Raw genomic sequence first — 20247 nt, 5'->3', positions numbered from 1 at the left:
CTTGTAAACGGGATCGATAAAATACCGTGTCTCGGGGTCGACACGCAGCAGAACGAAGGCATGGTGCAGTACACTAGCGCCATGCTGCTCGTGGATGCCAGTGTCTACATTTTCCGGGCGTTCCACTCGCTGCCCTCGAGTTTGACCGGGCGCGATGAGCAGCCGCTGAATGCGGTCTACGGTTATACGACCTTTCTCGTGCAGCTACTCGCAGCCGACGACGATCCACATGTCGCGGCCGCCTTCGACGAATCGCTCACCAGCTCGTTTCGCAACCAGTTCTTTGCCGATTACAAGGCCAACCGGGAGTTGCCGCCGGCCGCGCTCGAGGCCCAGATCGGTGCCTGTCGCGAAATCACCGAAGCACTGGGTGTGGCCACGCTCTCCAGCCGGGTCTACGAGGCCGACGACCTGATCGGCACGCTGGCCAAAGACAGCGATTCGCCGGTCACGATCGTGACCTCCGACAAGGATCTCGCCCAGATCATGGGCCCGGACGACATCCTGTGGGACTACGCCCGCGAAACCCGCTACGACTGTGCCGCGATCGAAGCAAAGTTCGGCGTGCCGCCCGCGCGTATTGCCGACTATCTGGCCCTGGTCGGCGACACCGTCGACAATATCCCCGGCGTGCCCGGCATCGGCGCCAAGACGGCGGCGTCGTTGCTCCAGCAGTTCGATGGCATCGATGCGCTGCTGGGCGATCTCGACGGCGTCGCCGCCAGCGGTCTGCGCGGTGCGAAATCTCTGGCAGCCAAGCTCGAAGCCCACGCCGAGCAGGTGCGCTTGTCCTATCGTCTGGCCACGATCGTGACCGATATCGACCTCGCGGGCGAGCAGCGCGATATCCGTCGGCGCGCACCCGATCACGAAAAGCTGAGTTCGATCTGCGAACGGCTCGGCGTGGGCGAGCGTCTGCGTAAACGCCTCGGTGTGGCCACTTCGTGATCGATTGGGCCGCGATCGACTTGGCTATCGCGAAAGCCCAGGGCGCGCCGTTTGCCGGCGAGCGACGCACACGGCTGGGCGGCGGCTCGATCAATACCGCCTATCGGATCGAAGCCGGCGAGCGAAGCTATTTCGTCAAACTCAACCGCGCCGAACGCGAGACGATGTTCGCGGCGGAAGCGGCCGGCCTGGCCGAGTTGGGCCAGGCCGTGGGGCTGCGCGTGCCGCGCGTGATCGCCCAGGGTCGTGCCGGCGCCCATGCCTATCTCGTGCTTGAGCACATTGCACTCCATGCGCTGAGCCCGGCCGCGATGACGCGCCTGGGCGAGGCGCTGGCCGATATGCACGGCATCGTGGCGGCCCGCTATGGCTTCGAGCGCGACAACACCATCGGCACCAGCGCCCAGCCCAACGCCTGGCATGCCGAATGGCTGGAATTCTGGCGCGAGAACCGTCTCGCGGTGATGCTCGATGTGCTGGCGCCCCGGCATCGGGGTCTGGCGCGCGACGGCGATGCGCTGCTGGCCGTGCTCGACACGCTGCTGGCACGGCATCGGCCCGAGCCGTCGCTGGTCCACGGCGACCTGTGGGGCGGCAACGTCGGCATGGACGCAAACGGCGTGCCGGTGCTGTTCGATCCGGCCGTCTATTACGGCGATCGCGAAACGGATCTGGCCATGGCCGAGCTGTTTGGCGGCTTTTCGCCGTTGTTCTTCGAGGCCTACTGGGGCGCCTGGCCGATGAGCGACGGCTATCGCCATGTGCGGCGCCCGCTTTATCAGCTCTATCACCTGCTCAACCATGCCCGTTTGTTCGGCGGTCACTACGTGGCCGAGAGCCGGCGTGTGATGCAGCAGCTGCTGGCCCACGCCTGAGCCGCCCGCGCCGCGCTGTAGTCGCGTCAGCGCATGCGTACAATGACGCGCATCGTTTTCGATTGATGGCAACGCCAGGCAACGCGCCATGTCCGATATTCCGGTACTCGATACCCGCCCGCCGGCCGGCCTGACGCCGGGCTCGGTCGGGGCGAACAAGCTCGCCAAACGGCTCAAGCGCCTGACCGGCCAGGCCGTGACCGACTACGACATGATCCGCGACGGCGATCGCATCATGGTTTGTCTGTCCGGAGGCAAGGACAGCTACACCATGCTCGATATGCTGCGCTACCTGCAGGAGGTCGCGCCCGTGCGTTTCGAGCTGCGCGCGGTGAACCTGGACCAGAAGCAGCCCGGCTTTCCCGAGCATATCCTGCCGGCCTATCTGGACAAGCTCGGCGTCGACTACGAAATACTCGAGCGCGATACGTATAGCGTGGTCACCGAGAAGGTACCCGAAGGCGCGACCATGTGCGGGCTGTGTTCGCGCCTGCGGCGCGGCATTCTCTATCGCTATGCCCGCGAAAACGGCTTTAATCGGATCGCGCTCGGCCACCATCGCGACGACATCGTTGAAACCATGTTCCTGAACATGTTCCACGGCGCGCGCATGGCCGGCATGCCGCCCAAACTGCGTTCCGACGACGGCGAGAACGTGGTCATTCGGCCGTTGTCCTACTGCAGCGAGCGCGATATCGAAAAATACGCGCGGCTGAATCAGTATCCGATCATCCCCTGCAATCTGTGCGGCTCGCAGGCCAACCTGCAGCGTCAGAACATCAAGGCCATGCTCGCCGACTGGGAGCGCATCGATCCCGGCCGCAGCGAACGTATATTTCGTTCCATGACCCGTATTGCACCGTCGCAGATGGCCGATCGGGAACTGTTCGATTTCGCTGCGCTGGATTGATCCAGAACAAACGCCTGCACTTACCGATGCGTTATCAAAACGTTGAACAGGGGGCGCGAGCTGCCGTTATTCAAAATACGGTTTCATTGAAAATCGTTCCTATTTAGCGCATACTTTTGTTGTAGTGAACAGTTGTGCACTGCAACGTAATACCGCAATTCGTGAGGCGAACAACGCGATGTCCGCAGAAAGGAAGTATCCTGCCAACCCCGAGCTGGACGACAAGTTCAACTGGGTCGAATTCATCCCGTTCGCGCTGCTGCACGTCGCGCTGATCGGCATCTGGTGGACCGGCTTCACCGCGACGTCGATCGCGCTGTGTGTCGGGCTGTACGTAGCGCGCGTGTTCGCCATCACGGCGGGCTACCATCGCTACTTCTCGCACCGCGGCTACAAGACCAGCCGCGCTTTCCAGTTCGTGCTGGCCTTCGTCGGTTCGGCGGCACTGCAGCGTGGCCCGCTCTGGTGGGCAGCCAAGCACCGCGAACATCATCGCGATTCCGATATGCCGGCCGACTCGCATTCGCCGCGTCAGTACGGCTTTTTCGACTCCCATGTGGGCTGGGTGTATCGCGAAGCCCGCTCGCATGCCGACATGGATCTGATCAAGGACTTCTCCAAGTATCCGGAGATCCGCTGGATCGAGCGCCACCAGTTCCTGCCGGCGCTGATCGTGGCCGGGCTGTGTTTCGTCGTCGGCGGCTGGGCCGGCCTGGTGTCGGGCTTCGTGCTGTCGACCGTGCTCGTCTATCACGCCACGTTCACGATCAACTCGCTCAACCACGTGATCGGCAAGCAGCGCTACCTCACCGGCGACGATTCCCGCAACAATTGGTTCCTGGCACTGCTGACCATGGGTGAGGGCTGGCATAACAACCACCACTACTATCCCGCGGCGGCCCGCAACGGCTTCTTCTGGTGGGAGATCGATACCACCTATTACCTGTTGCTGGGTCTTTCCAAGGTCGGCCTGGTCTGGGATCTGCGTCAGCCGCCCAAGACCATTCTCGCCAACGAGAAGGCACCGACCCAGAAGATCATCGACAAGTGCGCGATCTATATCGCGGAAGGCTTTTCGGCCGATCGCATCAGTCGCAACATCCGCGCGCGCTGGGAAGGCAGTCATGTCCTCGAAGACCTGCGCTCGCATGCACGCGACAAATGGGATTCGGCGGAAGCCTATCTGGCAGAGATCGAACTGCCGGAGTTGCCGAGCGTCGAGCAGCTCAAGGCCCGTGCCCACGCGAAGTTCAAGATTCGCCACGAGGGTCTGGACCGAGCCATCGAACGAGCCTACGAAATGCTGCGCAGTTCGGTCTCGCATCGCCTGATCGAGCAGGTGCGTTCGGAGCCGCGCTCCGCCTAGCGGCGCGCATGCCGACCGGATAAAAAGCCCGTCCCGGCGACGGGCTTTTTTATGTCCGTCGTTTACGCACGAGCGTCGAGCAGGCGTGTGGATTGCTCTGGGGTCGCCGGCTGTGGACAAGGCGGGCTAGCCATGGCGGCGTGATTTATCAATCCGCCGCCAAAACAGCGGACTGCGGCAGCTGCTTTCAAGGGCTTGCCGGCGGTTGGCCGTGGCGCGCTTGTATTCGCACACGCGCGCCATCAACCCGAAAAGTCGTCTATTTCTATGCCGGGGTAAGAACGTCGCGCGTCGTATAGTTTCGGGATTGCGCTTGACCCATCCAGGCTGTGCGCTGTGCTGGCGAGCGGCCGAGATGGTCTGATCCCGCCTTTGCATTTGCGCGGTGTGACTCTATTCGCGGACGTTGCTGACCGAATGCGGCGCAGGACTGCGTGGTGGCGAACCGGCTAGTCGAGTTTGTCGCGGTCGGCGGCCTGTTCCTTGTCGGCGGGCGGATCGTCGTGATCGTCCTTGTCCAGGTGGCCGCCGCAGAACTTGCAGTAGTGCGCATCGATCTCGTGTCCGCTGCGCTCGCAATGCGGGCATTGACGCAGCTGGCGCTGGTTGGATATCTCGTTGGTCAGCTCGGCGGTGATAATGCCGCCGGTGACCGCGAGCAGGGCATAGCCGAGCATGATGGCGATCCCGGCAATCGCCTGACCGAGCGGCGTACCCGGGGCGATATCGCCGTAGCCGACCGTGGTGATCGTCACCACCGCCCAGTACATGCTGCGGGGGATGCTGGTGAAGCCGTGGGGCGGCCCTTCGACGACATACATCAGCGCGCCGAGGATGATCGTCACCAGTGCCAGTACGCCCAGAAAGATCTGCATCTTGCGCTGGGCATGACGTAGCGAGCGCGTGAGGACGTTGGCATCGTTGGCATAGCGTACGAGCTTGAGTACGCGAAAAATACGCATGACGCGCAGTGCGCGCACGGCCACGAAATAATGCGCCGACGGCAGCAGCAGGGCCAGATACAAGGGCAGCACGGATAACAGATCGATAATGCCGTAGAAGCTGCGGATATAGGCCCAGCGTCGGCGTGCGGCGTAGATACGCACGACGTATTCGATGCTGAACAAGACGGTGAACAGCCATTCCAGGGCATGCAGCACGGCCCCGAATCGAGCCTCGATCGCGGCCACCGAAACCAGCATGAGGTTGATCACGCTGGCTACGATCACCACCAGCAGCACGATGTCGAAGGTGCGCCCGGCGCGGGTGTCGGTACCGAAGATGATCTCGCGCAGACGCGTACGCAGGTCCGGGGACGAAGTCTCGCTCATATGTGGAATGCCGTCGTCGCTGCTTTCAGTACGTCTGGGTGAGCAGGCGGCGTGACTGCCAGTAATGGCTGCGCCAGTAGATGTTGTCGAGCCGGGACATGGTCACGCCCTGGCTGGTGGAGGCATGCATGAAACGCCCGGCGCCCACATAGATGCCGACATGCCGGCTGCTGTAGCCGGTCTTGAAGAACACCAGATCGCCTGGCGAGAGATCGCCGGCTGATATCGGCTGGCCGATTTGTGCCTGAGCGCCGGTGGTACGCGGCAGATTCAACGACTCAAGTTCGCGCATGGTACGGGCGACAAACGCAGAGCAATCGATGCCGCTGCGATCCACGCCGCCATGGCGATACGGCACGCCACGCCACTGGTGATAGTAGTCGAACAGGGCATCGATCATCGCGCCCTGGTCGGGGTACTGGCTCTTGCTGGCGCGCGCATAGGAGGCGTCGGTCCGATAGCTGGGCTGACTCGCACAGCCGGCAAGTACGACGATTACCAGCACCAGCAGCAATCGTGGGTACAACCCTGCGCGCCGTTGCGACATAATCGCTCGCGCCATTCTTTCGTGCCTCTGTTTGCCCGTGTTCATCGATTCCCTTATCGGCGCCCCGGCCGGCGCGCTTAAGATAGCCCCATGAATCGCACGAGCGAAAGCGAGGCGGCCGCGCCGGCCCCGCAGACCGTCGCCGCTGTCGATCTGGGATCGAACAGCTTTCACATGATCGTGGTCCGCGATGATGGCGGCAAGCTGCATGTGGTCGATCGGCTCAAGGAGTCGGTGCGCCTGGCCGGCGGCTTGAGCGCTGATCGCCGTCTCGACCCGGATGCCGCCGCCCGTGCGCTGGCGTGTCTGGAGCGATTCGGTCAGCGTCTGCAAGGCATTGCCCCGGGTCATGTGCGCGCAGTGGGTACCAACACCCTACGCCGCGCGCGCGATTCCGATGCGTTCCTGGCCGAGGCCAGCGCTGCGCTGGGCCACCCGGTGGAGGTGATCTACGGGGCCGAAGAGGCCCGTCTGATCTATGGCGGGGTGATCCAGGATCTGGGCAACGATCATCCGCGGCGCTTGGTGATCGACATCGGCGGCGGCTCAACCGAAGTGATCGTCGGCGAGCTGGCAAGACCGGAGCTCGTGGAAAGCCTGTCGCTGGGCGCGGTCGTACAGATGCAGCGTTTCTTCGGCAACGGCAAGATCACGCGCAAGGCCTGGCAGGCCGCAGTGACCGATGCACGTCTGACCGTCGAACCCATCGCGCGTGCCTATCGTCGGGCCGGCTGGGATCTGGCGATCGGGGCATCGGGCAGCGTGAAGTCGATTCTGCGTGCCGCAGGGGCGACCAAGGCGGACGAAACCATTACACCGGCAGACCTGAAGGCGCTGGCGCGTGCCGTGCTCAAGGCCGGCAAGGTGGACAAGCTCGATCTGCCCGGCGTGTCCGATGAGCGCCGGGCGATTTTTCCGGGCGGGCTGGCGGTGCTGACCGGGCTGTTCGAAAGCCTGGGCATCGAGGCGATGCGCGTATCCGACAAGGCGCTGCGCGAAGGCGTAGTGGCCGACCTTTTAGGCCGACTGCACGATCACGACGCGCGCGAAGACGGCGTGATTGCCGCCAGCCACCGCTACGACGTCGATCATGCCCAGGCCGAACGCGTGGCCGCGACCGCGATCGCGCTGCTCGGCGATTACGACGACGAACGGGTTACCGGCATGGCGCCGCGACTGCTGCGCTGGGCAGCGTTGTTGCACGAAATCGGTCTGGCGATTTCCCACAAGGGTTATCACAAGCACGGTGAATACATTCTGCGAAACGCCGATCTGCAGGGGTTCTCGCGCACCGACCAGGCGGTACTCGCCACCCTTGTGCGCCTGCATCGCGGGCGTTTTCGTGCCGATCTGGTGGACGCGCTGCCCGAAGACTGGCGCGCGCTGGCCTATCGGCTGGCGCTGGTGCTGCGGCTGGCGGTGATTTTGCACCGCGGCCGCGACCCGGACATGGCGCCGCCGGCCTGGCTGAACGTGGAAGACGGCGATATCTATCTGCACTGCGAGGCCGAGTGGCTGGAGGAGCGCCCGCTCACCCAGGCCGATCTCGCTCGCGAAGCGGAGCTGCTCGCCCGGGCCGATATTCATTTGGAAACCGTGGCCGACGACGACTAGAAATCTCTGCAACACGTCTCGCGGCTCGCATTCGAGAGCGTGCCGCTTCAAGGGCCGCGATTTCGCGCGCCCCGGGTTGGCGTGCCACGCTGCGTCCGCGTTTTTCTGCCAGCCACGCGCAAAGCACGCTGGCGAGGCCGCGATAGGTTATACAGCGGTTTCCGAGCGAAGCAGCTTGCGCATATACGCGTTGGCGAGTTCCACGCCACGCAGACTGCGACTGCGGCGTTCGACGACCTCGAAGCCGTAGCGGGCGAAAAACGGCTCGGCGGTGCGACTGACATCGGCGCACATGGCCTGTAGGTGTCGTCGTTTGGCCTCGGCTTCGAGCCGGGCCATCAGCAGCCCGCCAATACCCTGGCGCGGGTGGTGGCCGGAAACGAAAAAGTGATCGATATAGCCGTTGCCCTGCAGATCGGCATAGCCGACCGGCTGTTCGCCGCGCAGGGCTACGAACGGGGCGAGGGTCCGCATAGCGTCGCGCCAGGCTAGCGCATCAAGTGTGCGCGGCGCCCAGGCCTCGATCTGGCGCCGCGTGTAGTCGACGAGGGCGATGCGATGCACGGCCGAATGAAAGATCTCGGATAGCGCCGCTTCGTCGCCTTCGCGAAAGCGACGAACGCGAATCGATTCCTTCATCGGCCGAGCGCTGCCCGAGGATCAGTTGGCGTTGTACTCGCGGGTGGCCGCGAAGGTGATCTCCGGCCAGCGTTCTTCGGTGAGCTGCAGCTTGACCCGGGTGGGCGCGAGATACACCAGCGCGCCGCCGTGATCCTCGGCCACGCCGTCGTCCATGCGATCGCGAAAGCGCCGGATCTCGCGCTCGTCGCCGTAGATCCAGCGTGCGGTATGCACGTTGATGGGCTCGAAGGTGGCGTTCACGCCGTATTCGTTCTTGAGCCGTTCGGCGACCACGTCGAACTGCAGTACGCCGACGGCGCCCAGGATCACGTCGTTGTTGTTGATCGGACGAAACACCTGGGTGGCGCCTTCTTCACAGAGCTGGTCGAGGCCCTTGTGCAGGGCCTTGGCCTTGAGCGGGTCGCGCAGCACCACGCGCTGGAACAGCTCCGGCGCGAAGTTGGGGATGCCCGTGAACTGAAGATCCTCGCCCTGGGAGAAGCAGTCGCCGATGGCGATGGTGCCGTGGTTGTGGATGCCGATGATGTCGCCCGGCCAGGCGGTTTCCGCGGCCTCGCGGCGATTGGCCATGAAGGTGATGGCGTCGTTGACGCGAATCTCCTTGCCGGCGCGCAGGTGCTGCATCTTCATGCCTTTTTCGTAATGCCCGGAGCACACGCGCATGAAGGCGATACGGTCGCGATGCTGCGGGTCCATATTCGCCTGAATCTTGAACACGAAGCCCGACAGGGGCTCTTCGGTGGGGGCCACTTCGCGGCTGGTGGTCGCCCGCGGAATCGGCGCCGGCGCCCATTCCACGAATGCATCGAGCAACGGACGAATACCGAAATTGTTCACCGCCGAACCGAAGAACACCGGCGTGAGCTCGCCGGCCAGATACATGTCCAAGTCGAAGCCGTCGCCGGCCTCGCGCACCAGCTCGATTTCCTCGAGCAGGTCGTCGTAGAAGATGCCGGCGATATCCTTCAGGCGCGGGTCGTCGAGGCCGTCGAGGGTGACGGTCTTGCCGCCGGCTTCGTTGTCGGTGCCTTCATAGAGGTGCACCTTGTCTTCGAGCAGGTGATACACGCCCTTGAACTGGCTGCCCATGCCGATCGGCCAGGTGATCGGCGCACAGCTGATACCCAGGACCTCCTCGACCTCGTCGAGTACCTCCAGCGGCGGGCGGCCCTCGCGGTCCATCTTGTTGATGAAGGTGAAGATCGGCGTGGTGCGCAGCCGACAGACCTCCATGAGCTTGATCGTGCGCGGCTCGACGCCCTTGGCGATGTCGATGACCATGAGCGCGCTGTCCACGGCCGTGAGCGTGCGGTAGGTGTCTTCCGAGAAGTCCTCGTGGCCCGGCGTGTCGAGCAGATTGACGATGCGTTCGTTATAGGGGAACTGCATCACCGAGGTGGTCACGGAAATGCCGCGCGACTGCTCCATGGCCATCCAGTCGGAGGTGGCATGACGCGATGCCTTGCGCCCCTTGACCGTGCCGGCGAGCTGGATCGCGCCGCCGAACAGCAGCAGCTTTTCGGTCAGCGTGGTCTTGCCGGCATCGGGGTGCGAAATGATGGCAAAGGTCCGACGCTTGGTCGCTTCGCGCGCTGTCGGCGTGTTGTCGAGGGCGGGTGACGCGCTCATCGGTGACTCCGGATCACTATAAAGGGCTGTATCAGCTGATAAAAATATGTGTATAGTGCAACACTATTCATAGTGATAAGAAATGCAATTATGAATAGCGATGTGCTTTACCTATAATTCGTCTCGAAGCCGGCGGGGCGCAATACCTCGCCGCTCTTCGCAGAATCGGTGTCCCCCCTTCACCGGTTTTTGCGCCAACGCAGCGTACATCCTACCCGAGCGATGACGTTGCGATGGTGGCGTCGCTTTCCCCCGAGCGGCGCTGCTCTTCAAGGCCCGGATCGGCTGCCCTCCCGATTCGGGCCTTTCTTTTTGCCGCCGCCCGTGGTCAGGCCGCGGATGGGCGAGGCGTGATCGCCTTGCGACGTATGCGAACCAGCACCGTGACGATATACAGGCACAGGAACACGGCGAACATCAGCTCCTTGACTTCGCCCCCGTCAATATCGAACGGGTAGGGCACATCGCCCAGGGCCGCTTCGAACAGCTTTTCGGGGATCGAGGCCAGCGGCGCGACGAAGCCTATCACCACGCAGTCGAACGTGGGCATGGCCCAGTAACCGAAGCTGCCTTGGGCATAGCTGCGGCCGCGTAGCCAGCGCCGGATCGGCAGAATACAGCCGCCCACGAGCATGGCAATAGCCAGCAGATTGCGCGGCAGCTGGTCCAGAAGCGATCCCGCCAGTGAGTTCGAGTTGTGCAGGTTCGTTTCGGCCTGATTGTTCAAGGCACGCCACTGATCCGGCGTCGCCCAGCCGAACCAGTGCTGGCCCCAGCTGGCTTCCTCGCCGCCGAAATACAGGCAGCCCAGGCTGAATAGCGCAAAAAAGCCGGCCAGGACACGATCGCCGCGCTGAAATGCCCAGACCGTGGCCACGACCCCGCCGATACAGGCCATCGCCAGTACGATGACCGTGCCCACCTCGGTCAGCCCCGACTCGTGCAAAAGCCAGGCGTCGTAGACCGGCGCGTCAAGCACAGCGCGCGCTACATAGTGGGCGAAATAGATCGCCAGCGGTACGCCCAGCCACGCCCAGCGCGGCAAGACGGTGTCATCGGTTTGGTGGGGCATTGAAAATATCTATCTCGGGGGCCGCCAAACGGCCCGAATCAACGAACGGCGAACGGCCTGGGCAGGCTCTGCGTGCCTTCCACGGCATGGCTTTCGACGTGCTCGACCCGGGCCGGCGCGGGGCCGTCGTGCAGCCAGCGCTCCAGGGTGTCGAGGGTGTCGTCGCCTGCGCTGGCCTGCACTTCAACGCGGCCGTCGGCGAGGTTGCGAACCCAGCCGGCCATACCCAGCTCATCGGCGCGTTTGCGTGTAGCCTCGCGAAAGCCCACGCCCTGTACGCGGCCGCTGACGAAAAACTGGCGAGTGTTATTCATGACGAGGTCCGTAATGCGTCATTATAGAGTCACAATTCGTATTTGGCGTGCTTCGAACCATGTTCAACCGCATTCGCCGGCGCGTGCGTCGTCTGATCGAGCCGAACGTCGCCGCCGCAGCTCCTCGGGATACGACCGTACAACTGCGCTTGCCCAGCCCATACGGAGGTACGCCCTGGTTGACCGCAACGGTTGCGATCAGCGCTACGCCGCGTGGTCAGGGCGAGGCGCTGCGCCTGCGTGCCCACTTCGACGGCGCGCTGCGCATGCCGCCGGCCGGCGCCGAACGCAAGCGTCTGGCTTTGGACTCGGGCGCGTCGCGCGGACTGATTCGACACGGTCGCAATGCGGCCGCGGCGGTGGCGCGTAACGTCATCGAGCGTTTGCCCGCCCAGCCGCTGGAGCAGCTGGCCGCCAAACGCTGGCGTACATGGCTGGATGTGCAGCTGAGTACGTCGCCGCTGGATGAGGGCGCACAGGCGCTCATGCCGGAGCCGTTGCGCGGCATCTATGGGGGCGGTCTGCCGCGTAGTGGTACGGGCGAGCCGCGTATCGGCGTCTGGTCCGGCCCCGCGGGCGGGCGCTCGGGTGGCGTGGCCCAGCTGGTGCTGCTGCAGCTCGACGAAAGGGACCTGGGGCGCACTCGCGGCGCAAACGCACGCTCGGCGTTCAGCCTCAATGCCAGCGTTGCCCAGGTGGTCGAGCCGTTGCGTGGGGACGACGAGCAGGATTGACGGTAGCCGGCGAATTGACTCGCGCGCGGTTTTACAAGAGCATATCGCTGCGCCGCGCTCTATGGCGCAGGCTGTTTTCGGGAGATTTCGATGATTCAAAGTTGGCGTAAGGCCCTGGCGGCCTTGGTTTGTTGCGCCTTCGTGTATGGCCCTGCGTTCGCCCAGTCCGATGGCGGTGACGCGGCCGGCGATGCCGCAGCAGGTAAGGATCGTTTCTATACCTGTATCGGCTGCCACGGCATTCCCGATTACAACAATGCCTACCCGACCTACCACGTGCCCAAGATCGCCGGCCAGCATGCGGCTTATATCGAGTCGGCGCTGAAGTCGTATCGCAGCGGTGCACGCAAGCATTCGACCATGCACGCCCAGGCGTCGAGCCTGAGCGATCAGGACATCAAGGACATTGCGGCGTATCTGTCGCAGCAGAAACCGTAATGGCGGGGCGTATCGACATGAGACATGCAGTTTCACGCGGTTTGATCTGTCTGGCGCTGTGCGGTTTTGCCGGTTCGATCGCCGCCCAGGAAGATCACGGCAACGACAAGCCGGCTGGCAACGACTGGGTATCTCAGACCACCCAGACCTGTGCGAGTTGTCATGGCAAGAACGGGGTATCGCAGACGCCGAACTTCCCCGTCATCGCCGGTCAGCACCAGGATTATCTGGTGCATACGATCAAGGCCTACCGCGACGGCGATCGTGAAAACGCGATCATGGCCGGGCAGGTTCAAGGCATGAGCGATGCGCAGATCAAGGCGCTGGCTCGCTACTACAGCAAACAAAGCGGCCCGCTGCATACGGCGACGGCTGAGTAGAAACGTATTGCGGGCGCCGTAAGCGCCGCGTTGTTGGGGAATAGTCGATGTCGAATTTTGCGATCTACATGATTGGTATCGTCATCGTCGCTGGCGCGCTGGCCTACGGTGCCTACGCACTGAGCGCGCCGCCGGTCTGGATTGGCGTCGGCGTGGCGGTGATCATCGGCTTTGGGCTGATGGGCGCGGTCAAGAAGACGCGCGGCCCGAGCAGCGGACCCCGGCGCTAGGGAAGCTCTGCATAAACCTCTCACGGATCGCGTTCGCGTCCTCACAGACGGTGCGGCAAGGCGTCCAAGCGCAGTGCCTGTCTTATTGGCAGGTCAAGCTTGGCAACGCGGCCGCGGCGTCTGTGAGGCCGAACCCCTTGAGGGCCGGGGCTTTGCGCGCGCTTGATCGGCGTCAGTGTTCGCTACCGTGCAACGAGCACGCTACGCTCTCACTTCCTTGTCAATCACGCGCAAAGCACGCCGGCGCGACCGTGACAGGTTATGCAGAGCTTCCCTAGGTCTCGACTTTGTCGCGGCGAATCGTCACTCCGGGGTAAAACCCAGGCGCGCCAGCAGGCCGTCGAATTCGTCGAGATCGTGGAAGGCGATACGCAGCTCCCCGCGGCGACGCTCGGCGTCGTAGTCGATCCTGACCGTATTGCCCACATGCTCGGCCAACCGTGTTTCCAGTTCGGCCATGGCGCTGTCGTCGGTCGTGGAGGCGTCATGCGCTACCGGTTGTGAGCAACGCCGGGCCGCCTGTTCGAGCTGGCGCACGCTCATTCGCTTTTTGGCGGCCTCGCGCGCCAGTGCAATCTGTGTTGTTTCGCCCAGGCCGGCCAGTATCTTGGCATGGCCGAGATTGAGCTCGCCCGCATCCAGATGCCGTTGTACCGGCGCGGCCAGCTGTCGCAGGCGCAGATAGTTGGTCACATAGACACGGGATTTGCCGATACGCCGGGCAACGGCGTCGTGGGTCAGGCCATGGTCTTCGCACAGCCGGCCCAGGCCATGGGCGGTATCCATGACCCCCAGCGACTCGCGCTGCAGATTCTCGATCAGCCCCAGTACCGCGGCCTGGGCGGCGTCGAGATCGTTGCGTACGATCGCGGGTAGCTCGCTCAGCCCGGCGCGCTGGGCCGCACGCCAGCGGCGCTCGCCGGCCAGCAGCCGATAGCCCGTGGCGTGGTCGCCACGCACCACCACCGGTTGAATCACCCCGGAGGTCGCAATCGAGGCGGCCAGTTCCTCGATACTGTCGTTTTCGAACAGGGTTCGTGCCTGGCTGGGGCCCGGGCGGATCAGTTCAATGCTAATGGGCACGACACGGCGGGCGTCGGCCTCGGCGGCGGGTACGGAATCGGTCATCGAAGCAGGCCTGATACAGGCTCGGCACGGCCAATCTGCGTGCTAAGCTCAAAGCATTGGCGCCAGTGTAAAACCAAAAGGCGCGCCGTTTATAACGCGTCGCTTCGTGCGAGGAGTCCTCATGCGCACCCGCCAGTTTCTCAAACCGCGGACGGTAGGCCGCGATGTCGATCGGTTGGTCGATGCGCTGCCCAAGCACAATATCGGCACCCAGGGGTACGACCCCTGGGGGCTCAATCCCGATACCGCCAAGATCACGTTCACCGCGGTCCGATGGCTGTACCAGAACTATTTCCGTGTGCAGGCCCAGGGCCTCGAGCATATTCCGGGCCAGGGTCGGCTCCTTATCGTGGGCAATCACAGCGGTCAGCTGCCGATGGACGGGGTGATGGTGAGCTTCGCCGTGGCCAACAAGTCGGAAAACGCGCGTCTGCCGCGCTCGATGATCGAGCGCTGGTTTCCGTCGGTGCCGTTTCTCGGCAACTGGATGAACTCGGTCGGCGGGGTGATCGGCGACCCCAAGAACTGCGCGAAAATGCTCGACCGCGAAGAAGCCATCGTGGTGTTTCCGGAAGGCATTCGCGGCTCGGGCAAGCCCTATCGGCTACGCTACCAGCTGCAGCGTTTCGGCCACGGCTTCATGCATCTGGCCATGGAGCACAACACGCCGATCGTGCCGGTCGGCGTGGTCGGCTGCGAAGAAACCATGCCGTCGCTGGTCAATGTCAAGCCGCTTGCGCGGATGCTGGGCATGCCGTATTTCCCGCTTGCCCCGCTGGTACCGCTGCCGGCGCGCGTGTTCCTGAACTTCGGCAAACCGATGCATTTCGCCAACGACGCGCGCAACGAGCGCGACGTCGAATGGCGCGTGGAGGAGGTCAAGGATGCCATCCGCGATCTCATCGATGCCGGCATTGCCCAGCGCAAGAGTATTTTCTGATGAGCCAGTCGAACGAGCCTCGGCCCGAGGCCGAATCCGAACAACAGGACAGCGGCGCGGAAAAGGCGGCGTCCCGCAAGTCCGCGCCGAGGCGCAAGACTCCGGCCCGCCGGCAGACGGATTCAGCTCCGACAAAAACGAAGCAGGCGGCCTCGGGTATTGGCAGCGGCACCCGCGGCAAGGTGCTGGTCACCGGCGCGGCCGGCGCGCTGGCCCAGCACGTGATCGCGCTGCTCAAGGAGAACTACGACGTGGTCGGCGTCGAGTTTCGCGGCCTGCAGGCGGATTATCCGGACACCGTCGACTACGTGGTCGACTTCAACCAGTGGCCTTTCGAGGACGTGTTTCGCGAGCACGGCTTCATGGGAATCATCCACCTGGGGCGGATTCGCTTTACCCAGTCGACGCGCAATCGGCGCTATTCGGCGAACGTGGTGGGTACGGCCCGGTTGCTGCGGCTGGCGTTGAAATACGGGGTGGAGAAGGTAGTCGCGCTATCCACGTTCCATGTCTACGGTGCAGATGCGCGCAACCCGTCGCTCATCGACGAGGAATATCCCATGCGCGCGGCCAACCTCATGCCGGAGGTGGTAGACGCGGTCGAGCTGGAAAACCTGTTCAATATTCATCTCTACAAGAATCCCGAGCTCAATATCACCATTCTGCGGCCCTGCAATATCGCGGGCCCCGGCATCAACAACGAGATCAGCCGAATGCTGGCACAGCCCGTGGTGCCGTGCCTGTTCGGTTTTTCGCCGCTGATGCAGTTCATCCATGTCGAAGACATGGCCGAAGCCGTGATGCGCTCGTTCGAGCGTAACCACCCTGGCGTATATAATGTCGCGCCAGACGACTATGTGGCGTATCAGGATGCGTTGCAGCTGGCCGGGTGTCGGCGGCTGTTTCTGCCTTCCGTGCCGCCGGCGTTGGCGCGGCGCTCGGTTCGGGCGCTGGGGCGTTATGCGCCACCGGATTATCTGATCGATTTCTTCAAATACGCGGTGATCATCGACGGCGGGCTGTTTGCGCGTACGTTCGATTTCACCCCGCAACATTCGCTGGCGAATCTTCTGGGCCATTATCGAGCCCACAAATAAGCCAGCCGACGCATCTGCTTTCGAGGTATCAAATGACCACACGTCTGTCGCAACGGCTGCCGTTTCTGTCCGGAATGCTCTGTCTGATCGCCCTGGGCGGCTGTGTACACAGCCCGCCGTCCGACCCCTGGGATCCGATCGAGCCGGTCAACCGCGCCGTCTACAAGTTCAACGACACCGCAGACCGCTATGTGCTGCAGCCGGTGGCGCGGGGCTACGACAAGATCACCCCGGACCGTGTGCAGACCAGCGTCGGCAACTTCTTCGACAACGCCCGCGAGCCGGTCAATATCGCCAATAGCGCCCTGCAGCTCAAATGGGGGTCGTTCAACACCTCGCTCGGTCGCTTCATGATCAATACCACCGCCGGCGTGGGGGGTCTGTTCGACGTGGCCAGTGCCGTGGGTGTGGCAGAAATCGACGAGGATTTCGGTCAGACGCTGGGCTACTGGGGGCTCGGTCAGGGCCCGTATCTGGTGCTGCCGTTTTTCGGCCCGAGCAGCGGGCGCGATCTGACCGGCCGTATCGGCGATCAGTTCGTTCATCCGTTCAACTATGTGGACGAGGACTACGACTACGTCGTCTGGAGCCTGCGCGCACTCGAGATCATCAATTTCCGGGCCGGGCTGCTCGGTTTCGAGGAAACGCTTAACCAGCAGTTCGACCCCTATGCCTTCATGCGCGGCTACTATCTTGAAAACCGCCTGAAAGCGGTCTACGACGGTGATGTGCCGCCGGAACGGCTGTATCAGGATGAAGGCGCGGACGACGAAGACGCCGGCTGACGCGCTGCCGATGGCGGTACAGTCGACGGATCTGCAGGTGCTCGAGAGCCTCGGCCGGGCCCAGCTGCACGCGCATGCCACCCGCTATTACAAAAGCGGCGGGCAGACCGAGCCGGAGGTCGCGCTGGTGGTGTACGGCGACGCGTGCGCGGTGCTCAAGGACTATGCGCGCACGCCGGGCTGGTTCGGCCGGCTGATCGCGCCGGTGCTGATCTGGCGTGAAGCCAGTGCCCTGCGCCGGCTCGAGGGCATCGTGGGCGTGCCCCGGCTCTATCGCCAGCTGGATGCCCGCGGCGTGCTTATCGAGTATCTGCCGGCCACGCCCTGGCCCCAGGCCAAACCGGCCGAGGCGGCCTATCGCCGGCTCGACGAGCTGGTCGAGCAGATGCATGCCCGCGGCGTCGCCCACTGCGATCTGCGCGCCCCCAGCAACATGCTCGTCGACGAGGGCGGCCAGCCCTATATCGTGGACTTTGTCGCCCGGGTGTGTCGGGGCCGCGCCTGGAATCTGCCGTGGAACTGGCTGTTTCGCCAGTTCGTGGGCGCCGACGAAAGCGCGCTGGCGAAACTGCGGGTGCGTTTTGCTCCGCAGCTGGCAAGCGCCGAGGATCGTGCCCTGCTCGAAGAACGCGGCCCGATCGAACGTATCGCGCGGGGCATCGGCGAGCGCACCCGCACGATCGTGCGTTATTTCGTGGGTTCCTGAATGGCCTGGTTGCTGCGAATACTGTCGCTGTTCACGCCGTTGCTGCGCTGGCCGGTTCGCGCCTGGATCAATACCCATGCCTCGCCCTCGGATCTGTCCGAGCTCGCACTCGATCGAGACAAGCCGGTTTGCTATGTCCTGCCGGTAGCCAGCGTCATGGACTGGCTGGCGCTCGAGGCCGTATGCGCCGAGCGGGGCCTGCCCCGGCCTTATTTGGCGACCCACGGCATGCCGAGCACGCAGCGTTCGATGGTGGTGGCCCTGCCGGCCGGCCGCCGCGGCGAACGCTCGGACCTGCATCGTATCGTTTCGCGCGGGCTCCACGACCACAGCTACGACGTACAGCTCGTGCCGGTTTCCGTGTTCTGGGGGCGTAACCCGGTCAAGGAAACATCGCTGTTTCGTATTCTGTTCGCCGACAGCGAGCGCACCGGACGGCTGCGCAAGCTGCTGATCGTGCTCGCGAACGGCCACAACACGCTGGTGCATTTCGGGCAGCCCCTCGATTACCGGGAATTTGTCGACGAAGCCGAATCCGCCGCGCCCGATCTGATGGTGCGCAAGCTCGTACGCGTGCTGCGCATTCATTTCCGGCGCCAGCGCGCGGCTACGCTCGGCCCGGCACTGTCGCGCCGCAGCCAGCTGATCAATTCCCTGCTCGCCGACGCCGACGTACAACAGGCCATCGAGGATTCGGCCCGTCGCGAAAAGATGAGCACGGACGCAGCCCGTGCCCGGGCGCGCGACTATGCCAACGAAATCGCCGCGGACTATTCGAATATCGCCATCGGCTTCATGCTGCGGGTGCTGACCTGGCTGTGGCACCGTATCTATGACGGCGTGGACGTGCGTCATCTCGCGCGTCTGCGTGCGACCACCCATGACCGGCGCGAGGTGATCTATCTGCCCTCGCACCGCAGTCATATGGATTATCTGCTGGTCTCCTACATTCTCTACAAGGAAGGCCTGGCCCTGCCGCAGATCGCGGCCGGCGTGAACCTCAACTTCTGGCCGGTCGGCGCCCTGTTACGCCGCTGCGGGGCGTTCTATCTGCGCCGCAGCTTCAAGGGCGACCGACTCTATACGGCGGTATTTCGTGCCTATGTGGATGCGCTCATCCAGCGCGGTCAGCCGATGAAGTTCTACCCCGAAGGCGGGCGCAGCCGGACCGGGCGGCTGTTGTCGCCCAAGACCGGCATGCTGTCGATGGCGGTCACCAGTGCTCTGGGCGGCAAGGGCGCGCCGGCAGCGATCGTGCCGGTTTATATCGGCTACGACCGGGTCATGGAGGTCAACAAGTACTTCGACGAATTGCGGGGCACGCGGGTCAAGAAAGGCGAGTCGATGGGTGATCTGGTGCGCGGCTCGACCCAGGTCTTGAAGCGCAAGTACGGACGCGTGTTCGTGTCTTTCGGCGAGCCGATCGACCTGCAGGCCTATGCCGATACGCATCTGCCGGACTGGCGTGAGCGCATGCCCGGCCTGGATATGGACGCGCGTCCTGACTGGCTGCAGGACTTCGTCGCCGGGCTCGCCGAGCAGGTGATGGAGAGCATCAACGCGACCGCCACGCTCAATGCGACCGGCCTGGCCTCGCTGGTGCTGCTGGGTAGCCCGCAGAAGGCCGTCGCCGAAGACGAAATGGTGGGCACCCTGGCACTGCTCGCCGAACTGGCGCGGCGCTGCCCCTACTCACGCGACGCCACGGCCCCCGAGCTCACGGATGGGCGCGAGCTGCTGGCCGAAGCCGAACCGATGATGCGTCTGGTTCGGGTGCCGCATGCCTGGGGCGACGTGCTGACCGTGGAGTCGCGTCAGGCGGTTCTGCTGACCTATATCCGCAATAACGTCATGCACCTGTTCGCGCTGCCGTCGCTGGTGGCCAACTTCTTTGCTCATGTCGAATCCTGCGAACGACAGCGGGTGCTCGACGGCGCCGTCGAACTCTATCCGCTGCTCGCCTCGGAGCTGTTTCTGCGCTGGCCGGCCGACCAGGCCCGGTTCGCCTTGAACGAGTCGATCGACGGGCTGCTGGCGTGCGGCCTGCTGAGCAGCGATGGACAAGACCGGCTGCAGCGTCCACAGGCGGGCACGCGTGAATTCGCGGCCCTGATGAGCCTGGCGCGGATCATGCGCGAATCACTCGAACGTTATGCCATGACGGTGATGCTGCTCAGCCACAACCGCGAATCGGGCCACGTCGAGCGCGGCCGCTTCGAGCGTCAGTGCCAGCTCATGGCCGAGCGCATGGCGATACTGACCGGGCGCAACAGCCCGGAATTTTTCGATTCGCGGCTGTTTCGCAATCATCTGCAAACGCTGGTGCGCGTGGGCCTGCTTCATCCGCGGGGAAGCCAGCTCGAGATCGACCCGGCGTTACGCGACGTCGCCGAGCATGCGCTGCAGCTGCTGGGCGCTGACCTGCGCCAGTCGCTGGCTCATCTCACCTCGTTGCCGCAACTCGACGACGGCAGCGATGGCAGCGCCTCCTCGGTGGAGACGAGCAACGCCGCCGAGTAAGCGTCGGTGCGACGGGCCTAGGTGTGATCTTTCAGTAGGTT

General features: G+C 63.8%; 20 protein-coding genes and 1 pseudogene. 14 read left to right on the top strand and 7 right to left on the bottom strand.

Features of this window, described 5'->3' with window-relative positions; translation table 11 throughout:
- Positions 1-60 precede the first annotated feature (60 nt).
- The 4 genes and pseudogenes from C84B14_RS01585 to C84B14_RS01570 all read left to right on the top strand — a co-directional run bounded on the left by C84B14_RS01585 (position 61) and on the right by C84B14_RS01570 (position 4099).
- Positions 61-948, top strand: coding sequence for a 5'-3' exonuclease (locus C84B14_RS01585; protein WP_353221562.1), 888 nt, complete (start codon positions 61-63; stop codon positions 946-948).
- Positions 945-1823, top strand: coding sequence for a fructosamine kinase family protein (locus C84B14_RS01580; RefSeq protein ID WP_353221561.1), 879 nt, complete (start codon positions 945-947; stop codon positions 1821-1823). The genes C84B14_RS01585 and C84B14_RS01580 overlap by 4 nt, the downstream gene beginning before the upstream one ends.
- 88 nt (positions 1824-1911) lie before the next feature.
- Positions 1912-2779: pseudogene (gene ttcA / locus C84B14_RS01575) on the top strand (tRNA 2-thiocytidine(32) synthetase TtcA).
- Positions 2780-2911: 132 nt separating this feature from the next.
- Positions 2912-4099 carry an acyl-CoA desaturase gene (locus C84B14_RS01570; RefSeq protein WP_348767565.1) on the top strand — a complete coding sequence of 396 codons (1188 nt, stop codon included), beginning with the start codon at positions 2912-2914 and terminating at the stop codon, positions 4097-4099.
- A gap of 449 nt (positions 4100-4548) precedes the next feature.
- Here C84B14_RS01570 and C84B14_RS01565 read toward each other — a convergent pair whose 3' ends face one another.
- Together C84B14_RS01565 and C84B14_RS01560 are read right to left on the bottom strand one after the other, a co-directional pair.
- Complete coding sequence (locus tag C84B14_RS01565) at positions 4549-5430, bottom strand: ion transporter (protein ID WP_348767566.1); 882 nt, start codon at positions 5428-5430, stop codon at positions 4549-4551.
- 25 nt (positions 5431-5455) lie between these two features.
- The gene (locus C84B14_RS01560; RefSeq protein ID WP_348767567.1) at positions 5456-5977 is read right to left on the bottom strand and encodes an NlpC/P60 family protein; all 522 of its coding nucleotides are present in this window, start codon (positions 5975-5977) and stop codon (positions 5456-5458) included.
- Between the two features lie 90 nt (positions 5978-6067).
- Between C84B14_RS01560 and C84B14_RS01555 the strand changes: the two genes are divergently transcribed.
- Complete coding sequence (locus C84B14_RS01555) at positions 6068-7591, top strand: Ppx/GppA phosphatase family protein (protein ID WP_353221559.1); 1524 nt, start codon at positions 6068-6070, stop codon at positions 7589-7591.
- A gap of 147 nt (positions 7592-7738) precedes the next feature.
- Here the strand turns inward: C84B14_RS01555 and C84B14_RS01550 are convergent, their stop codons facing one another.
- The 4 genes from C84B14_RS01550 to C84B14_RS01535 form a co-directional block, all read right to left on the bottom strand.
- Entirely contained in the window at positions 7739-8230 is a 492-nt protein-coding gene (locus C84B14_RS01550; protein WP_353221558.1) for a GNAT family N-acetyltransferase, read from the bottom strand.
- A gap of 21 nt (positions 8231-8251) precedes the next feature.
- Positions 8252-9862: a peptide chain release factor 3 gene (locus C84B14_RS01545; protein WP_353221557.1), complete on the bottom strand. Its 1611-nt coding sequence runs from the start codon at positions 9860-9862 to the stop codon at positions 8252-8254.
- Positions 9863-10190: 328 nt separating this feature from the next.
- A complete protein-coding gene (locus tag C84B14_RS01540; protein WP_353221556.1) occupies positions 10191-10934 on the bottom strand; it encodes a hypothetical protein in 744 nt (247 codons plus the stop codon).
- Between the two features lie 38 nt (positions 10935-10972).
- On the bottom strand, positions 10973-11248 hold the full coding sequence (locus tag C84B14_RS01535) for an acylphosphatase (RefSeq protein WP_348767572.1): 276 nt from the start codon (positions 11246-11248) through the stop codon (positions 10973-10975).
- 179 nt (positions 11249-11427) lie between these two features.
- On the opposite strand from C84B14_RS01535, the gene C84B14_RS01530 reads away from it, so the two are divergent.
- The 4 genes from C84B14_RS01530 (at position 11428) to C84B14_RS01515 (ending at position 13030) form a co-directional block, all read left to right on the top strand.
- Complete coding sequence (locus tag C84B14_RS01530) at positions 11428-11982, top strand: hypothetical protein (RefSeq protein ID WP_353221555.1); 555 nt, start codon at positions 11428-11430, stop codon at positions 11980-11982.
- Positions 11983-12072: 90 nt separating this feature from the next.
- A complete protein-coding gene (locus C84B14_RS01525) occupies positions 12073-12420 on the top strand; it encodes a c-type cytochrome (RefSeq protein WP_348767574.1) in 348 nt (115 codons plus the stop codon).
- Positions 12421-12437: 17 nt separating this feature from the next.
- Positions 12438-12800: a c-type cytochrome gene (locus tag C84B14_RS01520; protein ID WP_348767575.1), complete on the top strand. Its 363-nt coding sequence runs from the start codon at positions 12438-12440 to the stop codon at positions 12798-12800.
- Positions 12801-12847: 47 nt separating this feature from the next.
- A complete protein-coding gene (locus C84B14_RS01515; protein WP_348767576.1) occupies positions 12848-13030 on the top strand; it encodes a hypothetical protein in 183 nt (60 codons plus the stop codon).
- A gap of 303 nt (positions 13031-13333) precedes the next feature.
- Here C84B14_RS01515 and C84B14_RS01510 read toward each other — a convergent pair whose 3' ends face one another.
- Complete coding sequence (locus C84B14_RS01510; RefSeq protein WP_353221554.1) at positions 13334-14158, bottom strand: ParB/RepB/Spo0J family partition protein; 825 nt, start codon at positions 14156-14158, stop codon at positions 13334-13336.
- Between the two features lie 121 nt (positions 14159-14279).
- Here C84B14_RS01510 and C84B14_RS01505 point away from each other — a divergent pair, with 121 nt between their 5' ends.
- The 5 genes from C84B14_RS01505 to plsB are packed head-to-tail and all read left to right on the top strand — an operon-like array spanning position 14280 to position 20206.
- Positions 14280-15098 (top strand): lysophospholipid acyltransferase family protein, encoded by an 819-nt coding sequence (locus C84B14_RS01505; protein WP_348767668.1) that lies wholly within the window; start codon positions 14280-14282, stop codon positions 15096-15098.
- On the top strand, positions 15098-16195 hold the full coding sequence (locus C84B14_RS01500; protein WP_353221553.1) for an NAD-dependent epimerase/dehydratase family protein: 1098 nt from the start codon (positions 15098-15100) through the stop codon (positions 16193-16195). The genes C84B14_RS01505 and C84B14_RS01500 overlap by 1 nt, the downstream gene beginning before the upstream one ends.
- A 32-nt stretch (positions 16196-16227) precedes the next feature.
- Positions 16228-16980, top strand: a complete 753-nt coding sequence (locus C84B14_RS01495) for an MlaA family lipoprotein (RefSeq protein ID WP_348767666.1) — start codon at positions 16228-16230, stop codon at positions 16978-16980.
- Positions 16981-16990: 10 nt separating this feature from the next.
- Positions 16991-17686, top strand: coding sequence for a protein kinase family protein (locus tag C84B14_RS01490; RefSeq protein ID WP_348767665.1), 696 nt, complete (start codon positions 16991-16993; stop codon positions 17684-17686).
- Complete coding sequence (gene plsB, locus C84B14_RS01485; protein WP_353221552.1) at positions 17687-20206, top strand: glycerol-3-phosphate 1-O-acyltransferase PlsB; 2520 nt, start codon at positions 17687-17689, stop codon at positions 20204-20206. It abuts the gene before it with no gap.
- The last annotated feature ends 41 nt before the right edge of the window (positions 20207-20247 follow it).

Source organism: Salinisphaera sp. C84B14 (genome assembly GCF_040361435.1).
Classification (GTDB): domain Bacteria; phylum Pseudomonadota; class Gammaproteobacteria; order Nevskiales; family Salinisphaeraceae; genus Salinisphaera.
The sequence above is the reverse complement of the archived record's forward strand: the minus strand, read 5'-3'. Positions and strand labels throughout refer to the sequence as shown.